Source organism: Paraburkholderia sp. 32, assembly GCF_050435345.1.
Lineage (GTDB): Bacteria > Pseudomonadota > Gammaproteobacteria > Burkholderiales > Burkholderiaceae > Paraburkholderia > Paraburkholderia tuberum.
This window is the reverse complement of the sequence record NZ_JBNDKD010000003.1, coordinates 2622502-2645569: the sequence shown is the minus strand read 5'-3', so window position 1 is coordinate 2645569 and position 23068 is coordinate 2622502. Positions and strand designations below refer to the sequence as shown.

General features: G+C 57.2%; 24 protein-coding genes and 3 pseudogenes. 18 read left to right on the top strand and 9 right to left on the bottom strand.

Going from position 1 to position 23068, the window contains the following annotated elements; genetic code table 11:
* Positions 1-3: 3 nt before the first annotated feature.
* The gene (gene antC, locus OKW26_RS35070; protein WP_429356484.1) at positions 4-1032 is read left to right on the top strand and encodes an anthranilate 1,2-dioxygenase electron transfer component AntC; all 1029 of its coding nucleotides are present in this window, start codon (positions 4-6) and stop codon (positions 1030-1032) included.
* A gap of 6 nt (positions 1033-1038) precedes the next feature.
* Here the strand turns inward: antC and OKW26_RS35065 are convergent, their stop codons facing one another.
* On the bottom strand, positions 1039-1992 hold the full coding sequence (locus tag OKW26_RS35065) for a helix-turn-helix domain-containing protein (protein WP_429356483.1): 954 nt from the start codon (positions 1990-1992) through the stop codon (positions 1039-1041).
* Between the two features lie 134 nt (positions 1993-2126).
* Complete coding sequence (locus OKW26_RS35060) at positions 2127-2405, bottom strand: hypothetical protein (protein ID WP_429356482.1); 279 nt, start codon at positions 2403-2405, stop codon at positions 2127-2129.
* Between OKW26_RS35060 and OKW26_RS35055 the strand changes: the two are divergent.
* Positions 2353-2687 (top strand): annotated as a pseudogene (locus tag OKW26_RS35055) (methyl-accepting chemotaxis protein); the annotation flags it as partial. The gene OKW26_RS35060 and the pseudogene OKW26_RS35055 sit on opposite strands and share 53 nt — an antisense overlap.
* 780 nt (positions 2688-3467) lie before the next feature.
* On the opposite strand, the gene OKW26_RS35050 reads toward OKW26_RS35055, so the two are convergent.
* From OKW26_RS35050 to OKW26_RS35040, 3 genes are all read right to left on the bottom strand, one after another.
* The gene (locus OKW26_RS35050; RefSeq protein ID WP_429356481.1) at positions 3468-3794 is read right to left on the bottom strand and encodes a hypothetical protein; all 327 of its coding nucleotides are present in this window, start codon (positions 3792-3794) and stop codon (positions 3468-3470) included.
* A gap of 54 nt (positions 3795-3848) precedes the next feature.
* Positions 3849-5083 (bottom strand): IS3 family transposase gene (locus OKW26_RS35045; RefSeq protein WP_429356480.1). Its coding sequence is split into 2 segments (ribosomal slippage): positions 3849-4729 and positions 4729-5083, totalling 1236 coding nucleotides; the frame shifts between segments, so codons are not numbered across the junction.
* A gap of 22 nt (positions 5084-5105) precedes the next feature.
* Positions 5106-6233 carry a restriction endonuclease gene (locus OKW26_RS35040; RefSeq protein WP_429356479.1) on the bottom strand — a complete coding sequence of 376 codons (1128 nt, stop codon included), beginning with the start codon at positions 6231-6233 and terminating at the stop codon, positions 5106-5108.
* A gap of 168 nt (positions 6234-6401) precedes the next feature.
* Here OKW26_RS35040 and OKW26_RS35035 point away from each other — a divergent pair, with 168 nt between their 5' ends.
* Together OKW26_RS35035 and OKW26_RS35030 are read left to right on the top strand one after the other, a co-directional pair.
* A complete protein-coding gene (locus OKW26_RS35035) occupies positions 6402-6767 on the top strand; it encodes a hypothetical protein (RefSeq protein ID WP_429356478.1) in 366 nt (121 codons plus the stop codon).
* Between the two features lie 318 nt (positions 6768-7085).
* Complete coding sequence (locus tag OKW26_RS35030; RefSeq protein WP_429356477.1) at positions 7086-8207, top strand: HNH endonuclease signature motif containing protein; 1122 nt, start codon at positions 7086-7088, stop codon at positions 8205-8207.
* Positions 8208-8275: 68 nt separating this feature from the next.
* Here the strand turns inward: OKW26_RS35030 and OKW26_RS35025 are convergent.
* Positions 8276-8689, bottom strand: a pseudogene (locus OKW26_RS35025) (integrase core domain-containing protein); the annotation flags it as partial.
* 228 nt (positions 8690-8917) lie between these two features.
* Between OKW26_RS35025 and OKW26_RS35020 the strand changes: the two are divergent.
* The 6 genes from OKW26_RS35020 (at position 8918) to OKW26_RS34995 (ending at position 13930) form a co-directional block, all read left to right on the top strand.
* On the top strand, positions 8918-9319 hold the full coding sequence (locus OKW26_RS35020; RefSeq protein ID WP_429356476.1) for a hypothetical protein: 402 nt from the start codon (positions 8918-8920) through the stop codon (positions 9317-9319).
* 912 nt (positions 9320-10231) lie between these two features.
* Positions 10232-10483, top strand: a complete 252-nt coding sequence (locus OKW26_RS35015; RefSeq protein ID WP_429356475.1) for an antitoxin Xre/MbcA/ParS toxin-binding domain-containing protein — start codon at positions 10232-10234, stop codon at positions 10481-10483.
* 151 nt (positions 10484-10634) lie between these two features.
* On the top strand, positions 10635-11048 hold the full coding sequence (locus tag OKW26_RS35010) for a hypothetical protein (RefSeq protein WP_429356474.1): 414 nt from the start codon (positions 10635-10637) through the stop codon (positions 11046-11048).
* 190 nt (positions 11049-11238) lie between these two features.
* Positions 11239-11976, top strand: coding sequence for an HAD domain-containing protein (locus OKW26_RS35005; RefSeq protein WP_429356473.1), 738 nt, complete (start codon positions 11239-11241; stop codon positions 11974-11976).
* The gene (locus tag OKW26_RS35000) at positions 11973-12455 is read left to right on the top strand and encodes a hypothetical protein (RefSeq protein WP_429356472.1); all 483 of its coding nucleotides are present in this window, start codon (positions 11973-11975) and stop codon (positions 12453-12455) included. Before OKW26_RS35005 ends, OKW26_RS35000 begins: the two co-directional genes overlap by 4 nt.
* A gap of 587 nt (positions 12456-13042) precedes the next feature.
* Entirely contained in the window at positions 13043-13930 is an 888-nt protein-coding gene (locus tag OKW26_RS34995; RefSeq protein WP_429356471.1) for a replication initiation protein, read from the top strand.
* A gap of 752 nt (positions 13931-14682) precedes the next feature.
* Here OKW26_RS34995 and parS read toward each other — a convergent pair.
* Positions 14683-15198 carry a type II RES/Xre toxin-antitoxin system antitoxin gene (parS, locus tag OKW26_RS34990; protein ID WP_429356470.1) on the bottom strand — a complete coding sequence of 172 codons (516 nt, stop codon included), beginning with the start codon at positions 15196-15198 and terminating at the stop codon, positions 14683-14685.
* A gap of 222 nt (positions 15199-15420) precedes the next feature.
* Between parS and OKW26_RS34985 the strand changes: the two genes are divergently transcribed.
* The 5 genes and pseudogenes from OKW26_RS34985 to OKW26_RS34965 all read left to right on the top strand — a co-directional run bounded on the left by OKW26_RS34985 (position 15421) and on the right by OKW26_RS34965 (position 17966).
* A complete protein-coding gene (locus tag OKW26_RS34985; RefSeq protein ID WP_429356469.1) occupies positions 15421-15816 on the top strand; it encodes a hypothetical protein in 396 nt (131 codons plus the stop codon).
* 96 nt (positions 15817-15912) lie between these two features.
* Positions 15913-16245 carry a hypothetical protein gene (locus OKW26_RS34980; protein WP_429356468.1) on the top strand — a complete coding sequence of 111 codons (333 nt, stop codon included), beginning with the start codon at positions 15913-15915 and terminating at the stop codon, positions 16243-16245.
* A 107-nt stretch (positions 16246-16352) separates the two neighbouring features.
* Positions 16353-17141, top strand: a complete 789-nt coding sequence (locus OKW26_RS34975; RefSeq protein ID WP_429356467.1) for an antitoxin Xre/MbcA/ParS toxin-binding domain-containing protein — start codon at positions 16353-16355, stop codon at positions 17139-17141.
* A 181-nt stretch (positions 17142-17322) separates the two neighbouring features.
* Positions 17323-17616, top strand: a pseudogene (locus OKW26_RS34970) (HAD domain-containing protein); the annotation flags it as partial.
* A gap of 32 nt (positions 17617-17648) precedes the next feature.
* The gene (locus OKW26_RS34965; RefSeq protein WP_429356466.1) at positions 17649-17966 is read left to right on the top strand and encodes an HAD domain-containing protein; all 318 of its coding nucleotides are present in this window, start codon (positions 17649-17651) and stop codon (positions 17964-17966) included.
* 187 nt (positions 17967-18153) lie between these two features.
* Here the strand turns inward: OKW26_RS34965 and OKW26_RS34960 are convergent, their stop codons facing one another.
* Both OKW26_RS34960 and OKW26_RS34955 read right to left on the bottom strand, forming a co-directional pair.
* The gene (locus OKW26_RS34960) at positions 18154-19179 is read right to left on the bottom strand and encodes an HNH endonuclease (protein WP_429356465.1); all 1026 of its coding nucleotides are present in this window, start codon (positions 19177-19179) and stop codon (positions 18154-18156) included.
* A 35-nt stretch (positions 19180-19214) separates the two neighbouring features.
* Positions 19215-19559, bottom strand: coding sequence for an HIT family protein (locus tag OKW26_RS34955; protein WP_429356464.1), 345 nt, complete (start codon positions 19557-19559; stop codon positions 19215-19217).
* A gap of 275 nt (positions 19560-19834) precedes the next feature.
* Between OKW26_RS34955 and OKW26_RS34950 the strand changes: the two genes are divergently transcribed.
* From OKW26_RS34950 to OKW26_RS34940, 3 genes are all read left to right on the top strand, one after another.
* Positions 19835-20995 carry an IS30 family transposase gene (locus OKW26_RS34950; protein ID WP_429356463.1) on the top strand — a complete coding sequence of 387 codons (1161 nt, stop codon included), beginning with the start codon at positions 19835-19837 and terminating at the stop codon, positions 20993-20995.
* A gap of 217 nt (positions 20996-21212) precedes the next feature.
* Positions 21213-22235 carry a hypothetical protein gene (locus OKW26_RS34945; protein ID WP_429356462.1) on the top strand — a complete coding sequence of 341 codons (1023 nt, stop codon included), beginning with the start codon at positions 21213-21215 and terminating at the stop codon, positions 22233-22235.
* A gap of 120 nt (positions 22236-22355) precedes the next feature.
* Positions 22356-22988, top strand: a complete 633-nt coding sequence (locus OKW26_RS34940; protein WP_429356461.1) for a hypothetical protein — start codon at positions 22356-22358, stop codon at positions 22986-22988.
* Positions 22989-23068 lie beyond the last annotated feature (80 nt).

The following is a 23068-nucleotide window of genomic DNA, read 5'->3' as shown; positions in this document are numbered from 1 at the left end:
ACGATGAAACATAAGGTCGCGTTGAGCTTCGCCGATGGCAAAACCGCGTTCTTCGATGTGAGCCCGAACGAGCTGCTGCTCGACGCGGCGCTGAAGAACGGCGTGAACATTCCGCTCGACTGCCGCGAAGGCGTGTGCGGCACCTGCCAGGGGCGCTGCGAATCGGGCGACTACACGCTCGATTACGTCGACGACGAAACGCTCAGCGAAGAAGACCTCGCGCAGCGCAAGATCCTCTCGTGCCAGACGCGCGTGAAGTCGGATGCGTCGTTCTATTTCGACTTCGACTCGACGCTGTGCGAAGGCGCCGGCACGAGCACCGTGTCCGCGAGCGTGGTCGGCGTCGAGCTGGTGTCGGCGACGACCGCGATTCTGCGTGTCGATGCGAGCGCGCTTGAGCGTCAGCTCGATTTTCTGCCGGGCCAGTATGCGCGCGTGAAGGTGCCCGGCACCGAAGAATGGCGTTCGTACTCGTTCGCGAATCATCCGAACGCGCGCAACGAGTTGCAATTCCTGATCCGTCTGCTGCCCGACGGCATGATGAGCAACTATCTGCGCGAACGTTGCAAGGCCGGTGATACGGTCGAGTTCGAGGCGCCGCTCGGCACGTTCTATCTGCGCCAGGTCGAGCGTCCGCTCGTGATGGTGGCGGGCGGCACGGGACTCTCCGCCTTCCTTGGCATGCTCGACGACATCTCGGCGAAACGCAATGTCGCGCATCCGGTGCATCTGTACTACGGCGTCACGAATGCAGCCGATCTGTGCGAGACCGGGCGCATCAACGGTTACAAGGCGAGCATCGAAGGATTCGCGGTCGAGACCGTCGTGATGAATCCGGCGCCGGAATGGTCGGGCAAGACCGGGCTGATTCCCGAGCATTTCGACCGCTCGTTTTTCGAATCGAATGGCTTCGACATGTACGTGTGCGGACCGCCGCCGATGGTCGAAGCGATCAAGACCTGGCTCACCGAACAGGGTATTCAGGATTACCGGCTGTTTTACGAGAAGTTCGGCGAAAGCAACGCGCGATAGGACGTTCTAACGCCGCGCCGCGCGCTTCAGCGTCTCGGACGGCGACTCGCCGAACAATGCCTTGTACTCGGTCGAAAAACGGCCGAGATGCGACATCCCCCAGCCCAACGCCACCGACGAGATATTGCGCACCGAGCGGTCGTCGAGAATATCGCGCCGCGCCGATTCGAGCCGGTAGCGTTTCAGATACGCGATCGGCGCGCAGCCAAAATATTGACGGAAGCCGTCGAACAGCTTGAAGCGCGATACACCCGACGCGCGCTCGATGTCTTCGAGCGTGATCGGCTCGCGCGCGTTGTCGTGAATGAACTGGCGCGCGCGGGTCAGATAATGCGGTGGCGTCGGCGCGGACGCGTTGGCCAGCTGTTCCGAATAGTTATGCGGCTGCGACAGCAGCAGCCCCTTCAGCAACGTCAGTTCGAACTCGCTGGACATGTAAAGCTGCCCCAGCGACGGTCCCGAGCGCTCCATCTCGCCGGCCAGGAACTTGACCATGCGCCACCACGATGCCTGGTCGCCGGCGGCTGCGTCCATGTCGGGCTGGAACACGAGCGGCGCTTCGACGGGGCGTTGCAGCATCGTCTGCAGCACCTGTTGGAGCGCGGAGCGCGGAATCGCGACGTGCAGCTTGCGGCAATTGCCGGTGATCGCGAGATCCTGCGATTCCTGCGGACTGACGATCAGACCGCAATCCTGATCCGACAACCACCTCTTGCCGTGTGCTGCGAGCTCCTGTTGACCGACCATCGGCAGGCTCACGCTGTAGCAGTTCAGCGGACTGCTCTCACTCACCGCGACCGTCACGTCGGTGCCGTATTCGACGTAGCCTATCGTCGTCGCCATCGAACGAAGTACGGTGCCGGACTGGTGGAAGCGCAAGCGCTCTGGGTGACTGACCTGCAGGCCGTGGGGGCCGCAGATAGACGCCATCCAGTTGCGGGCGCCGTCTAGGTCGCTCAATGCGGCACGGAGATCGCGGTTGTTGGGGTCCGGAGTTGACATACCTGGAGACGAGCTATTGAGGTGCGTGCCCCCGAGGGCAGACAGTCCATCAAGGCGCAAACGTGGACATGATGGGTTTGGCTAAGCCTACCTCAACCGCGACCGCTCCGGGTGGATGGAATAAAACATTGTCCTCCGGTAAAGCACCGCTGTGCTGGCATGGAGAATCGCTGCCAAATGGAAAAGAGACCGAAATTCAAACGAAAAGCGATGCATTCATCACGCATTTTAAATACGCGCAAAACCGTGCAAGCTTCTAATTTTTCGGTCATTGCGTTGTCTGTTGCGCAGAAGGGAAAGCGCGGTGGCCGGCCCTGAGTCGTCAACACGACGCGGCACATCATCGACAGCGCGACGAAGATCGCGGACATCACGGCGATCATCGAGGCGTTGCGTTTCAGACCAACATTCTCGCGCTGAACGCGGTCGTCGAAACGGCGCGCGCCCGCGAGCAGGGACGCAGCTTCGCGGTGGTCGCGAGCGAGGCGCGCAGCCTCGCGCAACGCTCGTCGAGCGCCGCCAGGAGATCGAGGACCCCATCGCGACGTCGGTCGACCGGATCCGCGACGGCTCGGCGCTCGCTGGCGAAGCGGGGAGGACGATGAACGAGGTCATGCACGCCCGTCGCATGCGCGACCGACTTGATCGCGGAGGGGTGGGATAAGTTCTGACCGGAGCTTTTTCGGCTGCGCGTCGCGCTTGCTGTTCCCGAAGGCACGGCATGCGGTCAAGTCGTTCATCGAGGGCAATGACGATGTGCGTTTGTCGATGTAGAAAAACAAAAATCGGCGGGAGGCCGGCTTTGAGAGGAGGGCCACGAAAACGTTGTAAAAACGCAAATCAGAAACGCCGACTTTTCCGTGATGGCTTTTCAGCGTGCCCCGGAATTTGCCCCAACGCCGATTCGGCTGCAAATCAGGCCCGAAAGTCCGACCGCAGAGACTGCAACAGGACACCCGAGGTGCACCGCCGCCGCACCAATTACCCTCAATTCTGCCCGGCTCCAATGTTAGTTTCCAATTGGGGGCCGGCCAGATTCGCGCGTGCGTCCCAGACCGCATGATGCCGATGGCCATGCTTGGCAAAAAAAGCCTCCGGTCCTGCTGAGTTCAGCCTAGTCCAGATATTCGCCGCCTGCTACCGAAAGGCCCCAGACAGACTTTCGAATGTTCGCCGAGTCAACGTCGCTGCCGTAGCAAAGGGTGTGGGGGTGCGCGGCGGGAAAGGCAACAGCCAAACCATCGCTGCGGCTCGAAGCCGCAGAAGCATCGTCGCTTGTCCCGCTGGACAGCCGAGTTGCAGCAAGACAGGTTAGCGCACATATCCGCGGCACCTGATCTGGCCGTCGCGCTGGCTGACGGCAATCTTGAATCGAGACCACGACGCCGAAGAGTCACCATCACAGTCGTTGGCCTGAAGCCTCTTTTCTCCCTCTAAAGAACTACAGCCTTGGCAAGATACGCTTCAACGGCGTCAGCCATTCTCGACATGTATTCGTTAAGCATCATTCGACCCGTGAGCGCGTCCGAGACCACATGCGGTGCTAGCGACAGCGTAAGGTCGTAATATTGGTCGTCATCCTTATCGTCCGCGCTCAATTCCGAACCAGCGCCGTCGTCCGTTGGCACATATGCGAACAGCTTGCAGAGTCTGAAGTGAGTCTCGAAGACTTGCGGAAATTTTGACATGAGTTCATGGAGATGCATGTCGTTAGAGACGCGGAGAAAAAACCATACCGAGAAGAAGTGGTCGTCGTTCAACTCGTATGTTGAAGTTATGGACTTGCCCCTGCATGACCGGACATGCGGTCACGCTTAGGTTGGTGAATTTGCTCGCTGGCGAAACTCGCGTGGTGAGCAGTATTTCAGGGCGCTGTGCGGATGGGATTCGTTGTAGTGGTCAAACGCGATGGCCAGGTTGTGCAACGCCGTTCTCGCGTCCGGCTTGGGCATCCACGAGACGTAGTCTCTCTTCATCGTTTTGACGAAGCTCTCGGCCATCCCGTTGCTCTGCGGACTTCTGACCGGCGTCGTGATGGGTTTCAGGCCCACCTTTTTCGAGAACGTCAGCGTCTCCTCGGCAATGTAGCAGGAACCGTTGTCGCTGAGCCATTCGATTTCGTTGTCGGCCTTCAACGCACCATCGAAACGGTTTTCTACAGCCTGAAGCATGACATCACGCACCATGTCTCCGGTATAGCCTCCAGTGGTCGCAGCCCAGCTCATGGCCTCACGGTCGCAGCAGTCCAGTGCAAAGATGACGCGCAGCGGCGAGCCGTCATCACAACGGAATTCGAAGCCGTCCGAGCACCAGCGCGCATTGCTCCGGTCCACCGCGACCCTGCCATCGTGCCGGCGCCTGGATTCGGGATGTCGAGGGCGGCGCTCGAGCAGCAGGCCGTGAGTATGCATGACCCGATAAACCCGTTTTGCATTAACCCGGGGCTGCCCCTGTGCGTCCCGGTTTCGGCGTAGGAGGGCCCAGGCGCGCCGGTAGCCGTAAGTAGGCAAATCAGCAACCAGCCCCTGGAGCTCCGCAACGAGCGGTATGTCGTCACGGGCGGGCGTCTTGCGCTTGTCGACCCATTCAGCGTCGCGCTTTGATTTCACCGCAAGATTAGAGCGCGACACACCCAGGACTTCACAGACCGTCTTCATCGGTCGTCCCCCGGCAGCAATGGTGAGCGCGCAATCAATTTTTTTGCCCGGCCGTACTCCACTGCTTCGCGGAGGATTTCCACTTCCATCGTCTTCTTGCCCAGCAGTCGCTGGAGTTCACGAATCTGCTTCATCGCTTCGGCCAGCTCGGATGCCGGCACCACCTGCTCGCCGGCACTGACTGCCGACAGGCTTCCGTCCTGATAGAGCTTGCGCCAGGCGAACACCTGGTTTGCATTCACCTGATGACGACGGGCAACTCCGGAAACGGTTGCTCCGGGCTCGAAGGTCTCGCGCACTATCGCGAGCTTCTCATCGACAGAGCGCCGGCGGCGCCGTTCGGGCTGGGTCAGAACTTCAATGGGTTCCACGTTAGAGCTGGGCTTAAACATAGGCGTAAGACTACCTCAAAGTTTAAGCGTTACCTCGTGTCCGGTTTTCGCCGGGGCCGGCCCAAGTTATCTCTTGCCAGTTCTTACGCGCGTAGAACTTGTCAATATCTTCGATATGCGCATTCACTGCTCGCGCGACTGCTAGGAATGGGAGTTTGTCGAGAGCCTCCTTCAGGCGCGAAAACTGGCCGCCACGCGCGGACAACTCCTGCTCTCGGACTTCTTCGCGATAGCGAACCGCGAACTCGATATCTTCAGCATCTTTCGGTCTGGGCGAGCCGACAGACGTCCATCGTTCGCTGTCGAGGTAATAGTCGTAGTGGTCGGGGTCGTAGTGGTCGCTCCATTTTAAGTAGCCGGTAGCACGAACGTCGAAACGGTACATCTGTCCGTCATCGCCAACCTTCCCATCGCCCAACAGGTCAGCAATAGCTTCCGCCGACACAGCTTGATAGGAGCCTGACGGATACATATAGTCCATGTACCATGTGTATCCACCATTCTTGTCGTCGTAATATACCGACCGGACGCGGATAAAATGGTCCTTTGGCAAAGCCAAGCTTTCAATTTCATCAAGCGTGCATTTCAAACCTTCGAGGTGGTAGTCGTGCCTTGACCCTATACGGTTCTGCAAATGAAAATAGTAACCGCGCAGATTTACGACCCAGTGATTAGGTCTCTCGGTTGCGTAGACTTGCCAGTTCTCAGCGCTTGCGGAAATGGGAAAGAAACGTTGTGCGAGTGTCCAGTTTCTCGGCGTTGAGAGAATTTGCTCAATTTTTACGGCATCCCAATACGTCGCGGAAACCTTTGTCATCGACTCCAGCCGGTTTATCACTGCCGAAGACGGCTGGGTCGAGCAGACTAGGAGGTAGGCAGTACATTTATGCTGCTCACAGCTGTCCACTATGTTATCGATGTCTCCGATTCCGACTGAGCCGCCACCGTGAGCATTGTGCTTGCATTGCACGAGCCAACGCTTGGTATCAGGCAGGATGAAGCTGTCACGAGCTTCGACGCATGTCAAATCCCGCCCCCCATCCGCTCCTTTTCCGCTCCAGTTGACGACAAATCCTTGCCGAAAAAGTATCTCTCGAACCAGCAATTCAAGGTCCTGCCCGTCCTTTGATAGCTCCTTAAAATCCAGCATCTTTCCCTTTCCAGCAAGTTTAGGTGAAGCGCGATTCTACCCCTGTCAATCGGAAATTTTCGACGCTGACGCCGATGCCCCATCACGCCTCTTACCGCGACGACCTTCCAGACATTCTCGTCTATGCTTTAGGCGTTCCCTATCGCTGGTTCATGTGCGAGGTGTATCATGGACATGCATAACGCAGAAAGTGCCAAGAGCGGGGTCGGTACAGCCTATGTCGCCGAAATCGTTGGTGCCATTGTGACAGTCCTAGTCGGGTACTCTACCGGGGTGTTTGTTAAGCTTGCGGATGTATATCTGATGGCGCAAACTTCCCCGATTCTGAGTCAGCTCGAGGTGACTTTCAATGCTGGTGGCCCGAACACAAACAATGTACTAGGCAACCATATCGCTTCATGCAATCCTCCGGACCTTCCGGTTGGTCGATTTTGCGAAGCTCATGGACCTGGAGTTTTGCAGAATTTCGGTGTTGATATTAAAAGCAAACAATTCGTCTGCGTCAGCTCTTCATCGGGCTTTCCAACTGGTTGATGCGCTTCTGGCGTGCAGTGCATAGTGCGAGTCAGTCAGAAAGCGCCCCTATCTACAATTATGACCACCACCAAATCTGCGACAGATACAGTAGATAAACTAGACGGACCACTTGAAGTCTCTGTTATCGGCGGAAGTCCGAAGGCAGCCGCGATAGCTGCCAAGACGTCAGCGCTCAGAGGGCTGAAGAAGGCCTATGTGCGAGTGACCAAATTTGAGCGAGCGAGAATTGGCGCAGCTTGGGCATGAGAACCATGGGTACACCGACGGTGAACGTCGTCTGCGTATGATTGTTGAACGTGAAATTGGTTAATTGCCATGAATTCCACCGTCTCTGCATTGATGAGCAAAGGTGTGTCCAACAGACGCGCGAAGGTGATAGTGGCGCTAGGGCTTACACTTCAAGACCTCCAATTGAGTGATGATGCATATCTCGTACGACTAGGATTAAGCGATAAAAATATCGAAGCAATACGCAAAGCAAGTCGCCCATCGATTCCAGACGACACGCTGAATAAACTGTTCGAGGAAAGTAGAGAGACTTGCTGTATTTGCGAGAAATCCCATGAAGCAATCGAGGTGCATCACATCGTGGACTGGGCAAAGAGTCATAGCCACGAAGAAGGCAATCTCGTCGTACTATGCCCAAATGACCATGCTAGAGCACACATGCCGTCGCGAGACAAACGGCACATTTCCGCTGAAAAGATTCGAGGTGCAAAGACGAAGTGGAAATTGAAGGTGCAAGAACTCATCCGAAATCAGCACAATCGGCTGGTGTCTGAGAAGCAGGCACGTTGGTTTTGGGTGAATCTGCAAAATTTAAATATTTACGCCACGAGAAATCGAATTCGCTTAGCGTCCGACCAGATGCCTGAGCTTGTTAAACGCTTGCGGAACAGCGGCTTCATCGACGGAGATGGCAACATCACACCACGGAGCGAATGGCAAACCGAAAAGGAGCCGGAGCATTGGTTTCTGGATTTCAAGCAAGGCATAGACATGGCGACGTATTTATCCGATTTGATGGATACGATTGCACGTGAACTCAACATTGTTGACTTAAACCTTTTTTTGGGTGGCACAGGAAATCTGCGCCAATTCATTACAACGAAAATGCACGTTGCCGTGCGGGCAAACTTTCACCACCAAGTCGACCGCGATTTTGGGAAATATCCTTCCGAAACACACATGAGGGTTGCCGAGACACGCATCGGAAATGTTTCGATTCGATTTTCCTTTGACAGCTGGTACGGGCTTAGCATGACGTCGAAAGGCCACCATCTTCTGGGGCAACACGAACAGACCGTAGTCGGTCAAGTGACTGCCTGCAACGGGATTAACGACGAAACTGTGATTGAGCTATCCGCACTCGGAATCAGCGCCGATTTTGAGACATATCACCCATCTCAAGGCGCTTGGGTTCAAGGTCAAAAGTGAGTTCGGCTGCCGATGGGGCGCGGTTAGATGCTGGACTTGCCCCTGCATGGCCGGACACGCGGTCACGCTTAGGTTGGAGAATTTGCTTGCCGGCGAAACTCACGTGGCGAGCGGTGTTTCAGGGCGCTGTGTGGATGCGATTCGTTGTAGTGGTCGAACGCAATGGCCAAGTTCTGCAGTGCCATTCTGGTCGGGCTTGGGCATCCACGAAACGCAATCACGCTTCATCGTCTTCACGAAGCTCTCGACCATCCTATCGCTCTGCGGACTTCTGACGGGTGTCGTGACCGGCTTCAGGCCGATTTTCCTCGAGAACGTCCGCGTCTCGTCGGCGATGTAGCAAGAACCGTTGTCGCCCAGCCATTCGACTTAGCTGTCAGCCTTCAACTCACCAGCGAAAGGTTTTCTAGCGCCTGAAGCATCACGTCGCGCACCATGTCACAGGTGTAACCGCCCGTGGTCGCAGCAAAGCTCATCGCCTCGCTCGCCCCAGAAAGATGCCCACGGTACGGCTTCACGTGCACAAAGTATTTCCCTAACCGTGCATATCGTTTCCATCCAAACGCTGACGCCTTTCGGATTGCGGCTCTTAAAGTTTCGAATATACCTGCCGTAAACCAGTCGACAACGGTGATAAAAGTAATAACTTTGGTCGGCCGCCGTCCCCCACCCGAACCGTGAGCAGCGAAGTGAACTAAGCAAGGAGTCTTATGAGCAGCCTTACAAAGCTTGCACGCTATCGGTCGCGCATCGTTGGTCTTGGTGTCTTCACACTAGCCGCCGCAGTTACTCAACCAAATGCTGTCGCGCAGCAACCTGCGATTGCGACCTACGCGATAGGTCAACCAGTACAGCAGTCGGCCCAAGACCAAGGAGTGCTGTTGCATTTGGCGTTTGACGCGCTCTTTACACGAAACGACGACGGGACCGTAACGGCTAAAGCGCCTTTTCAATTCAAGGCTGTTCAAATTCCCCAAGGGCATGTTTTCGTAGCCAGGGACGGCCAGTTGGGTGACTTCGACCCTGTCAAGCTCGCAAGCTTCGGTTTTGATTTGGCCGTGCGCCAGCAACCGAACGGTCTGTTGAAGGTAGTGGGATATTTCCCACAATAGCGCGCTGGTTGCGTCATTGAGTACGACTTCCAAGGGATTGGACCACAGGCGCATTATTTCGCTGGACGTGGAACGCTTCTAAGCGACGTATTTCATATCGACTACTTCTAAAAAAGCGGCAATAGGCTGGCATCGTATCCGGGATGCCAACCTTGCCGTCTTCGCGCGGGCCGAATCCCACAAGTCTCGTATGACGGCTTTGACCGGACGGAGTACCGACCCTCCTCTCCCCTGGGCGGTTGCCTTACCCGTTCGTCCAAGCCCATCTTTGCGCGACTGCAACTTCCTCGATTGCGACGCCAGTTCTCTCTTCATGAACTGCGCTCTTGCAGCGTAGGGGAAGTGCCTCTCCTGATACAGGTGGGCCATGTCGGTACGGCGCCTCGACGGCCAGCTGTTCATCGAGAAACCTTTCTCCCGAGGTTTTCGGCCTCGCCTTGGCCTTTTCCTGACCAACCCGGCCCGGCGCCTTTCGCCCGGGCTCTCCAGAGACGCAGGAGCCTGGTTCGACCTGTGCAGGCCACTCTGGTCAAACGACACCCTCCCCGGTAGCGACCCCGGACCTTCGACGAGGCGAAAAGCGGGCCCGGGCAGCTCGTGCTCCTTGCGAACAAGCATCGGATGCGTTCGCGTCACCAGGAACAACATGCGCAGGAATCGTCTCGCCAGTCTTTCGCAAAAAAACCACACTTTCCTGATTTTGTATATCGTTGAATGTTCTTTTGTCAAGCAGTCCGAAGTGGAAATTGGATCTGACCGATCGCGTCTGTTAGGGTAGCGTCCTCATCACGTTTCAGGCTGCTGCCATGCCCGCTTCATTGTACTCGACGAATTTCCTCGAGAGCCGACCGTGGCGCGGTATCGGACGTCAAGGGGAGCCGGTGTTCGGTCAATAAAGAACTGGCAGGCTCAGTGAAATCGTCGGTCACCGGTGTGTCCGTGGACGAGATGAAAACCTGGCGCGACAAGCCGATTCAGGCGTGGCGGCTCCTGCGCCTCCCAACGCAGGTTTGGGATGACGCGGCCGACGCCGACGCTTGGATGCAGCACCCGCATCCCGAACTCGGTGGCAAGACGCCGTACGAGGCCGCAGCGACTGATGCTGCCGGCGCCGCGTTAGTGGAAACTCTCCTTGGGCGAATCTTCTATGGGATCCCGACATGAGTTGCCATCGCCGTCGGGGCCGCTTCGTAACTGGTCCGCACCGTATCTTCTCGAGACTGGACTGCAGGAAGCTCGACGCCGCGATCAACGTGATCGACGAAACACTCGGCTCGGCCGGCGTGCGTCAATGCGCCAACCACGGAGAAAACAGATGAGACCAGAATTGGATGCCAAGCTGCGCGCCAACTACCCGCTAATCTTTACCGCCGAGCCAATTGCCGATCCGGACGATCCAGACCTTCCTGCTACGCCTTCGCCATTCGCATCCTGGGGCTTCGAGTGCGGCGATGGCTGGTATGACCTCGTCGATACACTCTGTGCGGCCCTGCAGATCGAGACAAAAAATGGAGCTCCGCAGGTTCTCGCCCTACAGGTCAAAGAGAAATTAGGCGGGCTGCGCTTTCATGCTCGAGGTCAAAACGAGGTACACGAGGGCATGATCGGATTGGCCGAGATGTTGAGTGTGCGGCTCTGTGAGGTGTGCGGCAATCGAGGCAGTATTCTCCGAGACGGCGGAATCAGGACGCGGTGCGCCGAACACCAGCACACCGGTGACGTCATTTAGCGAATCGGAGCTGGAGTCAACTTGTCCTGTAGAACACACAATGTCTTCAACATCATACACGCGGAAGGCGGCGCCCCGCCCACTCGCAGTAGGCCTTCATGCACTTGGCAAACTGATTCGCTTCTCTAGGCTACGCTGTGAACTGAGCCTCCTCGACGCCGCCGACTATCTTTGCGTTGACGTCAGTGAATTGAGCAACCTGGAGGACGGGCGGTCCATTGGCACCGAAGCGCTGTTTAAGGTGCTCTATGGCTTGGGGCTGGAGATGCTTGTCGTGAACCGAAATGACACAACCGACGCTCTCCAGGCGGTCCGCCATCCCGTTGACTGGTCCAAAGTGATGGCGCGACGCTCCCCGCGTAGAAAAAGCGCTCCGCCCGCGCCATTGCGCATGGATAACACGACGCCTACTCTCTTCGACGATTTCGACGGCACGCTCCATGTCGGCAATGCCTACGTCGACGAGAACGATGAGGTCGCCGTCGACACGGGGCGCCCGCTGCTTGAATTCGCGCCTCTGCTCGTTGATGTGCTCGCGCCCTATCCGGCAGTGGAAATTGTGCTCACGACCTCCTGGGCACGCCGGCTATCAGAAGAGCGTGTCATCGCTTACCTGCTTTCCGAACTGCGGCCGCGCGTCGTTGGCACGACCAGAGACATCAAGCCCCGACGTAGCTATGTGCTCGACGGCACAGAGCGTACCGATGTCATTTGCAGCTATGTGTACGGAAAACGGCTGAAGCATTGGTTGGCAGTTGACGACGCGGTGTTCGGCGCGGAGCGATTCGGACGCGAGCCGGGAGAGCTTGTCGAACGCTTCCTTTTGCTCGACTCATCCAAAGGAATCAGCGACGGCGCCGCGCTCTCGCGCATAGCCCAATGGCTCGCAGCTGTACATGGGGAGACGAAGGGGCCGAAGGAGCCATGACGCAGCGATTCCAAGACTGTATCGGCAAGCTGTACAGGCCGCCCGGCGATGGCACACGCCAGGTGTTTGCGCTGTCGAGAACCGATGCCGAGAAATTGCCTCGCCTTGCATCAATCGCGGTCATCTCCATCACGGCGCCAGATCGGCGTGCGGCCGATCTCAACGGATTCGAATATGTGCTGCGCCTGAGTTTCGCGGACGTGGACTTCCTCAACCCCAACCTTTCCAAAAGAGCTTCGGAGAAGCTTGTACATGCGTTCACCGAACAGCAAGCGCGGGCGATTCGCTCGTTCACCATTGCCCTGCCACCGAAAATCGTGTCGATTGTCGTTCACTGCGAGGGGGGCTACTCAAGGTCATGCGCCATTGCATTGGGACTCCATCGGTTATTTGGCTACCGCGTGGAGACAAGTCACGTTGCCCAAGCGAATCCCTCGGTAGTCCATCTGCTGACGGCGAAGGTACCGAAGGAGGAATAGCGATCGAGAGTGTAGAGAAGTGGCTCGCCGAAGTGCACTCGAAGCTCATTGGCTGATACATCGACAGGCGCCGTTCCGAACTCAGCTTGTGAAACCCAGAAGCGGCTCATGAAACGCTATCGCCGCTTCGGGCCACTGGCTTTTCCAACTTAACGACTCATTTGCAGCCGATTTGGTCGGCGCGGTGCCGCTCGCGTTGAACGAATTCGTGCGTGCATAACCGTTTGCAACTCCGTCACTTCAATCTCGCTCCTTTCTTATGAACCGCATATTGAACCGCGCGCCAAATGACGTCTCGTTGCTTGAAATGCAGCAAGTGATCCATGTGTCCATTGAGGCCTTGTCTGCCCTCGATCGCAAGCTCAAAGCTCTCAGCAACGCGTCTCAGCCGCCCCCCGGTACAGCCCACCGCGGTACCGCCCGGTTGGTCAGATACAAAGGGGCGAGCCAACACGACCGTAGCAGTCCACGCTCCTCGTACGAGGTCGAAGGCGCTCCGGAATCGAGCGGCCATTCTTCACCAAAAAAGCGTGGTTGACACTCGACACTCCCCTGCAATGAGCAGGCAAAGAAAATTGGGAAACTCAATGTCAAAAAATATCAGTCCTTGGAACGGCCACCCGCGGCGAGTTGCCGGCGAGAAGCAGTTGGTCTGGCAGACGGATGGCCTCATCTGGGTTTCTGCGCAGGTGCTTAGCGTCATCTACTTCATCGCTTATTCAAACACTGCATTGACGGCGGCGTTCCCCACCGGAAAGGAACAAGATTGGCATGAAGTCGACCTGAGTTTTTTCGCATGGCTGCTGCGTGTCGACAGCGAGGACTTGGAGCGCCTGAAACGCATGCTTAGGGTCGCACAGAAAGTGCTTTACGTGGGATTCCCGATGTCGCATTCAACAGAATTTGTGGCGGTACCGTTCGTGGGCACCTGTGCAATGGCCGGCGGTCGACTGGGCTTCAGTGTGAACACTAACTTTTTACGGTATATCAGCTCACAAGAATCTCCCGGTGCGCTACCCCTTGAGTTCAAGCCAGATCTCCCGTCGACCTACGCGCGCTCGCTGTATGCCAATCTCTCTCAGCGTGCGCATGAAGAACACGCCTCTACGGACTGGATTCCATTGGATGTAGTTCGTTCCTGGCCAGGAAAGTCGCGGGCCAGCACCGCACGAGCTCACTACTTCCTTCAGAGAATCGTGGCGACGGCGATACGCGAAATAAATGAACGGTCAGACGTGGAAATAGAGTGGGAAACGGCATCCTGCGAACACGGCTCGAAGGACATCAGCGTTCGCTTTGCAATCAAGCGGAAGGACCCAGCCGCATTGGGATGGGAATACCTCCGCGCCCGAGCAGAACTGTTTCCCGCATGCCCGCAGCGTGCGCTCCTGTCATCCGGAGTGCAAAACCCATCGTCTGGCAGCGGATTAAGGGAAGCCCCAGCGAATTCTTTTCACTCGTTTCTCGCGGTTTGAGAAGTATCAAGGCGTGGGGTACGCGATGACACTTCTCTGTAATCGGTCAACAAATGACGCCCTTCAATCAAGGAGCGGAAGGTCGGTCAGAAGCCGGTGTGAGATTGGCTGGTGCGGTCCGCGCTGTTGATTGGCACGGAAACCTGACCCAGTGGCTCAGATTTGCGTGCAAATCCACAGGCGGACGGCCTCGCGAGGTTACTGCCTAATCGCGGCGAACTAGAGCATGCCTGCGCGGTTACAACCGAGGTGCTGCGCGCTCCCGAAAATTGGGCCCGTGTAATCACACTAGCAGATGAACTGGAGCGCGCGGGCCATATGGACGACGCGGTAGCCGCTTTTCTGCCGCCACGAGTACCGGACTGGCCTCCGTCTTTCGCGCGGAGACGGCACGCGAATGCAGGGGGCTCCGGAACCGTTGCAAACACACCAAAATAATGGCGCAGAAACGCCGCTTCGCGGTGCTGTGGTAACGGCGGATGGAGCGGTTGTGAACCGGTGTCGCTGAGCAGGACGAGGCCTAATCAACAACCAACTTCCGCGCGCCATTCGTAATGGCGGCTTCACGGCGGCTGTCCGAATTCGGACACTTTCCAAACGCGCCGCGTGCAGTCCAACGAACCTTCAACTTCAACTTCCCCGCACTTCATTCGGGTTGGCGCCTACACGGCGAGTGTCCGTATACCGACACTTCCCAAACGCGCCGCGCAAACAATATTCCGGGTTGCCCCTCGCCATGTCGAAGTGTTCCGTCAACAGTAGATTCCGTAGTCGATGCGCGTCAGAAACGACTTGACGAGTTTGGCGCCTTCTGAAGTTTGAAGCAGGTCCAGCGGCCTTCTGCCAGCGAGCCCGACGGCCGGGGCGACAAGCCACCGTTCGGCCGCGCCCGTGGAACCAAAAACGTCGATTGCGTGCTCGGTCACCGCTGCGAGCCGGATGAGCCGGTCGCTTGCGTTGCTATCGAGCGTCAGATCAGAGTTCTTGCCACGTTGCAGCGTTCGCCCGCTCACACCGATGGTCTGGAGCACCTCACTACGACGGACGATCTGGTAGGTTGCCGTGACGTCGCGGAGCAGTGCGACCGGAAGCCCCTTGATCGCAATGTCGTGCGTCTGCAGCGGGGTTATGTCCGCAAGCTTCGAGATGGCTTCAGCGCACGGTTCCTCGGGGTGAAGCTCGGCATGCGCCGCAATCTTCAACTTGATCGCGATCAGGAGGCCGGCGAACGGGCCGCGCGGCTCCTTGGCCTCTGGGGTTTGGTTCATTTCAGACTCGGATTGCGCCACGTGTCGCTAAACATACGCCAGATGGCGCGCACCCGCTAGTTTGCGCTTTGCGCCATCTCCCCCCCGGCCGTCTTTTTGAGCGCGGCTTAGGCACGAAAGACGACCGGGCGCGACTGCTTTAAGCACATAATCGCGTACATAACGCTCTGGTCGACGCCGACCTGGTACGGCTAGCGCGCATGGGTGAAACGGAGAAGACAATTGAGTCCTGAACTGGATGCGAAGCTATGCGCCGACTACCCGCTGATCTTTGACATTACGGCCGCGGTTGATCCCGACGCGCCGGCACTGCTGTCGTCCTTTGCAGCCTGGGGTTTCGAATGCGGGGATGGCTGGTATGACCTCATCGACGCGCTGTGCTGGAACCTGCAGCAAGCGACGAAGAACGGCGGACCTCAGGTCGTGGCCAGTCAGGTGAAAGAGAAATTCGGCGGACTGCGCTTCCATGTAAGCGCACCGAGCGAGGAACAGATCCGCATGATCGAACTCGCCGAAACCATGAGCGCCCGACTTTGTGAAATACGTGGAAATCGCGGTAAGCTGATTCAAACCAACTGGGTCAGGACTCGCTGTTCCGAACACGAAGGTGGAGACTGAAATGGGCTTGGAAACTGGAATCTTCTACGCACTTGGCATCGTGGTCGCCACGGGGCTCGGCCTCACGGGCTTTGCGCTCTGGCTCCGGGCAAGGAGATGAGCATTGGCACGAAGGCCTCGATCCGTAATCAGGACCGGGAAGGCAAGCTTCCGGGCTGGCGTCTGTACGAAGAATTAACGGATGCCGATGACGTTGTCTACCTTGAGCTCAACGGTGTTAAAGCCGATGTCACGATGATCGAGGGCGTGTGGTCGCGTGCCGGCAGCGTCCTGCTGCGGCTGCCCGCGGTCACAACCCGACAGGTCGGCCTAGTACCCGCGGACTGGAAACACGACAACTCGTGGTCCACGGCCCGGCACGAGGGCAGTCTTGAGCGCCTACGGCGATTGCCGCAGAAGACTAACGAGGATGCGTCGGAGGAACCATGAAGATCGAGCGCACACTGGTGCGCGTCGCCGTGGCCGCCCTCTTGGCCGGAGGCCCGTGGATTAAAGTGGGCTAACCTGCGCGGACGCGCGGCTGGAGGCAGATAGAGATGCTCGAATATCGTGAAACGACTGTCCGTGAGGCATCCGCCTGCACCTGCGACCGCTGTGGTCGCCGGATGACCCCTGAGGACGCAGATGGCGAATGGCATGAGAAGCTTTCGCTCGCCTGGCGTGGGGGGGCCTACTCGACGTTCCGCGATCGCGCTGAACTGCGACTCGACCTGTGCCAGCACTGTCTGAAGGCCACCCTGGGCGAGTGGATCCGGATCACACACCGCGACCTGACCGACGGCCTCCCCGATCTGCGCGGCTCGGTGTTGGCCGGAGCCGCGTCATCGCCCACGTCCGCCGTCGATGCTGCCTACTTCGATTCCCTTCGTGCGTTTATCGAGGCCGCCAACGAGTTCGTTGAAAAAAGCGGATTGCCTCTCGAAGGTGGCAAGAGCACGAAGAAAACTAGGTCAATCACGGATCTGGGAAGCTCCGTGGCGTCTTCGGTCAGTGGTGTGTCTGTGGACGACATGAAAGCCTGGCGTGAAACCTCGAGCCAGGCGTGGCGGCTCCTGCGCCTCGCAACCTATGTCTGGGATGATGCGGCCGATGCCGACGAATGGATGCGCCACCCGCATCCCGAACTCGGCGGCAAGACGCCATATGAGGCTGCGGCGACTGACGCCGCAGGCGCCGAGTTGGTGGAAGCTATCTTGGGGCGGCTCGTGCATGGGATCCCCGACATGAGCAGCAGCCATCGCAATCACGCACTTCGTGGCTGGCCCGCGCTATTTTCTCGACCGCCCTCGGCGCATCGCCGACCAAAGGGGCCAGAGGAGCCATGACGCAGCGATTCCAGAACTGTGTCGGCAAGCTGTACATACCTCCCGAAGGATGGCACACGCCAGGCGTTTGCACTGTCGCGAGCTGATGCGGAGAAACTGACTTTCTTACGTAGACGTCGCCGAGTTGAGCCGCATCGAAGATGGAGCGTCCGTCGGGACTGAGGCGCTGTTTAAGGTGCTCATGGGGTTCGGACTGGAAGTTCTTGTTATGAAGCGAGATGACGCTGGTCAAGCTCTTGAGGCTGTGGGCCATTCCGTCGACTGGTACGAAGTAATGGATCGGCGCTCGCCCCGGCGGAAGCAGCCTGCGCCCGCGCCATTGGTCATGGACAACACTACGCCGACGCTTTTCGTCGACTTCGATGGAACCCTGCACGTTGGCCATGCCTATATCGACGAACAGGATCGGGTAACGCTCGACACTGGCCGCACACTTCTCGAATTCGCGCCCCTGCTCGTTGAGTTGCTCGCGCCCTATCCGGCAGCGGAAATTGTGCTCACGACCTCTTGGGCACGCAGGTTACCGGCGGAGCGCGTCGTCCTTACCTGCCGCCTGAACTGCAGCCGCGCGTCGTTGGCACGACCAGCCACATCAAGCCCCGACGTAGCTATGTGCTCGACGGCACAGAGCGTACCCGTGTCATCTGCAGCTACGTATACGGAAAACGGCTGAAGCATTGGCTGGCGATTGACGACGCCGTGTTCGGTGCAGAGCAATTCGGACGCGAGCCGGGAGAGCTGACTGACCACTTCCTGCTTCTCGATTCATCCATTGGAATTGCCGACGGAGAACGCCCTCTGCCTTATTGCGAAATGGCTTACTAACGTACATACCACGGGAGATAGCTTCAAGGATGGATTCAAAGAGTACGAAGAGTCCGATGTCGGAATGTCCGAGCGCCGGTGCGTGTCCGAAAGTCTCTTCATGGCTCATTCGTCGCCAGCCGCGTCCCCCTCACTTTCCAGGATAAAGAGCCCGCAGCCCCTGTTTTCGCTACCCGATCCTAAATAACTAGGCGTTCAAAAGGACAAGATAGTCCTGAGTTACCGGCTCGTAGCTCGTGGCGGACAGCCAAGCTCGACCTCCTGCGGTATTAGCGGCCGTATAGCCCCAGGCTGCGACTCGATTTGCCGTGACCCTATCGTTGGCCATGCCCGCCAAAGCCCCGATTTCGCTGAGATCATCAGATTTAGTGGTCAGCCTTTTAAGCCACTTTTCAAGGTGAGACTTCGCGGCGAGTGTGTCGGACTTACTTCGATTGCATGCGGGATGTGCAAGCACGAGATTGTGCGCATGGTCCCTCGGATAAAGCGAGAACGGGACAAAATGATCGACGTCTGCGCCGGCAAGGTTGCCCCCACAGTAGAAGCACCGGTGACCGTCGAGCTTGCGCAGCTCCGCACCGACGATGGCCAGAGACTGTCGCGAAGCTGAAAACAGAAAGTCTTCCAGACCACCAGCGTCGCCGAGGATCGAGTGGTTCCGCCGGTTACTCTTGATGTGATCCACCCAATGCGTGCGAGAAAGCTGTTGTACCAGCGTATAAAAGCGCCGAAGGCAGTAGGCAACGCCGGGTTTCAGCACGATCCCACCGTGGCCTGACCGCTCGTAAAGAAACGTGTCGGTGACTCCGCCGAAGTTTTGCAGATAGTTCAATGGCTGTGCGGAGACAACGGCAGCCACCTTAGTCAGCAATGCGGCATAGCCTGGGTCCGTACGAGCCTGCTGGATGGTAATTCCGGGCGTCGACGCCCGGTACTGGCAGATAGCAGTCAACACCGCTGCTTGGTCCCCGAGATTCTGAACGAGCACGCCAGGCTGCGTATCCGTGCGACCAGTTCCATAGGGAGTGGAGTGCCGCCAGTAAAGTTGAATAAAGCGATCCGCAATCTGCCGATTGGTCAGGGTCAGCTCCGCGCCTTCATCCGGTCCGCCCTCGACAGCGAGGTCGGCGAGCGAGATGAGCAGCGCGAACTTGTAGGTCGCAGTAAAGTCGCCTTCGGCAAAGAGCCGTTGCAGCTTGGCTAGGAATGACAACTGCGCTTCGGCTGATGGCGGAGGAGCAGCTCCCCTCAACTTCGCTTGCTCCAGTAGTCAGCCTTTTCAGGGATGACCCATCGCACGCCGCCACGCGGGTCTGGGAGGTCGCCCTTGAAACGAGGTATCAGGTGAATGTGAAGGTGGGGCACTGTCTGGCCGGCGGCAACACCATCATTGATGCCAATGTTGTACGCATCAGGCCGATATTCCCTGTCCAGTAGGCCTTTTGCGCGGTCAATTAGAGAGAAAAGCTGTTCGCGCTCCGCCGTCGACAATTCAAACAAGGAACTCACGTGCCGGCTGGACACAATCAGAGTATGCCCCGGTGACACAGGGTACGCGTCGCGCACCGCGAACCCCGCCTCGTTATGGTCCACGATCCTTTCAACCGGCAGTTCACAAAACGGGCACTGAGATGGCATGTTGAGCTTAGAGGATGGTGCGTACTGGGATTCTCTCACGTCAATAGCATCTGGCAGCTTTTGCGCAGCTACGCGGCGGCCGATAGTCGCCGATCGTGGCCCCCATGTCCGGCTCAGTACGCCCCATTGCCGCCATTGGAGTTTCGTCAGCCAATGGCTGCTTCGCCAGGGCGGATTCAACCGGTCGATGCAACACACTGAAGACTGCGCAAGCAGCAGGAGTGTTGCACATGAAGCAGAGACGCCGGATTTATTACAGTGAGACGCAGAAAGCGCTGATGTGGGAACGTTGGCGCAACGGCGAATCTCTGCAGAAGATCGCCCAGCTCTTTGATCGTAACCACTCGTCGGTTCAGGGGATTCTGGCTGAGACAGGCGGGATCCAGCCGCCACAAAGGCACCGCTCTGGATTGGCGTTGACGCTGGAGGAGCGCGAAGAGATCTCGCGAGGGCTTGTGGCTGACGATTCAATCCAGTCAATTGCAAAACGACTTTCGCGAGCGCCTTCCACCATCTGTCGTGAGATCAAACGTAACAGCGGACCAGACGGTTACCGGGCGACCTACGCCGATCAGCTTGCATGGGATCGGGCACAGCGTCCCAAAGCCTGTAAACTGGTTGAGCACCGGATGCTGGCGCACATCGTGGCAGGCAAGCTCCAACTGCAGTGGTCACCGCAGCAGATTGCCGGATGGCTCAGGCGTGCGTACCCAGACGACGAGGACTACCACGTGTCCCACGAGACCATCTATCGCAGTCTCTTCATACAGGCTCGTGGTGCCTTGAAGAAGGAATTGCTGGAACACTTGCGGCGCACCCGGGCCATGCGTCGTTCGCGCCACCATACGCAGAAAACTGACGATCACGGGAGAATTCGGGACACGGTATCGATCAGCGAACGCCCTGCGACCGTTGAAGACCGGGCGGTACCGGGCCACTGGGAAGGTGATCTGCTGTGCGGCAGCGGGAGCAGCCAGATTGCGACGCTGGTTGAGCGCCAGACACGCTATGTCATGCTGGTCAAGATAGCCAGCAAGGATAGCGAAACGGTCATCAATGCGCTCATCAAACATGCCAGTAAGTTGCCGCAGGAACTCTACAAATCGCTGACATGGGACCGGGGAACGGAAATGGCTGGGCACAAACGTTTCACCGTCGCCACTGATATCCAGGTCTACTTCTGCGACCCCCAGCATCCATGGCAACGTGGATCGAACGAAAATACAAACGGGCTGTTAAGGCAGTACTTCCCGAAAGGCACCGACCTGTCAGCGTATTCGCAGGCTAAGCTCAATGCCGTGGCAAGACGATTGAACGAGCGTCCGAGAAAGACACTGGGCTACGAAACGCCTGCCGAACGGTTCCAGCAAACTATTGCATCGACCGGTTGAATCCGCCCAGCCGAAGTGGCCCTTGTGACTAGCCAGAGATGTGGTGTCACTACACCTTTAGTTGCTTCTCTCAAATTTAAGCTCCTAAGATACTTTGCCAGCACGACTCAGGGCTTATGATTCCCATTGTACATATTGGCGAGCAGCACATACTTGCTGCATTCAGCGTAAGTGAGCGTCTCGTGTAGCACGCGGGGGCAACAAAGAAAAGTGAAAGATGACACTACTGGTAACGGCCGTCGGCAAAGGGTTTGCACTTTCGGCAACAGACACTCGGATTTCTATAGCCACTGGGGAAAACTATCGTCCGGTTGAAGAATATTTCAACAAGAGTATTGTTTTTCGCTGCGCTGGATTTACGGGCAACATATCGTTCACTGGGATTGCCGAGTGGACTGAAGGCACTGAAAAAGTACGGATGTATGATGCCGTGTCAGAGTCGCTTACCGAGTCCATTCTCGCAGAGCTGAAAATCGGTCAGCTTGCCAAGAAACTCGGCGACGATATTCTGCGAAGACTTCTTTCCAGAAAATCCTACCGCGCGAAGCGAGAAGCTGTTTTTGAATTTCACATCAACGGTTGGCATCGAGATGTGCCCTATGGATTCCTCGTTGTTGTATCTACTTTTCGTGAAAAAAGTCCATGGATCAATCCCAATGAGTTTGAAAAGGAGACTCATGTGGATGGACTACACTTATATTTCAAGTCAGTAGATGATTTTGAATTCGTGGTAGGAGGTTGGGACATTGCCTTCTACCAGAAGGAGCGACAACACCTTTGTGAGATCCTTCGAAAGGGTGCCGGCAGTTTTGAAGTCTCGCAATACATCTCCAAGGTTATCGAAACGGCATCTACCCGCCATAAATCTATCGGGTCTAGGTCAGTGGCTGTTTTACTCCCGCAGGTAGGGATGCTTGACACCAACGCGTGGGACGCAGCCGGCTCGATGGTCGTGGGCTACATGCCTAAGATGATCTTTGAAAATGGAACCGCTTGGGATCCCTCAGAGTTTCCTGTCAATTTTCACATTCTGCTTACAGGGCGGCTTCCGAGACATAGTCTATTCGTCAAGTCGATAATTGCAAAGCAGTTCAAAAGGGCCGATAAGCGACGCATCTTTAAAATTCGAAAAGGGAAGTTCGCGCCTGGGATTTTCGGCCTTCTCCAACTCGCTTTATTTGGCTCACTACCAGATGATTACGATGACTTGGGGCTCAGCGACGAAGAGCCAGAAGAGTGAACCACACCGGGAATCCGATGTGGTTCAGATGGCCAACACGCCTATGCGTCGAGCGCGTTCGCAAGCAAAATGCTCCAGGATTACGTCATCTAGCACCGTGCCGTGAAAATAAAGCCGCCTATGAAGCCTATCAGCAAGACAGAAGCCGCCGCTCGGCAGCTGGATATAGCCATCGATCTGTATTTTGCCAACGCAGACAGCCTCGCTGTCTACACCCTCGCCTACGCTGTTTTCAAGGTGCTCTTTGACGTCTACCCGCATCGCCGGGACGACGGTTATGCCGCCCAGCTCGACGAACTTATCGCCGCCGAAGGATGGAGAAGAATGGCGGGGACGGCCAACTTTTTGAAGCACGCCGACCGCGACCCTGACGCTTTACTCAAAGCTCATGACCCGGAGCTAGGACGGTCTGTGATCGGGCTCGCCACGCTTCTTTACCGGCGGATTTCCGGAGATTTCACTCTGAAGATGCGCGCATTCGATTATTGGGTGGAGGAGGAGGCGTACGAGGAGTTAGGTATAGAAGAAGTCGACGAGAACGTAGCAAGGGTCGAAGAACATCGCCGTGTCAGAGAAGCTGTTCGTGCTACGCCACGCGATCAGAGGATCGCATACGCTCAGAAACAGTACCACTCCTACCTCGACAACTACGAGCGTTTGAAGGCTCTCGTTGACGAAAGCCAAGCTGCTGGCCTGACCGCTACCGAGGCGATGGACAAACACCTTTCAGGGTACGAAAGCGCCGGTGATTGATACGCAACCGTGTCGGCACATTTTTGACTCATCATCGGCACGACGCGACGATACTGGGTTCATCCCGGGGCACTGTACGG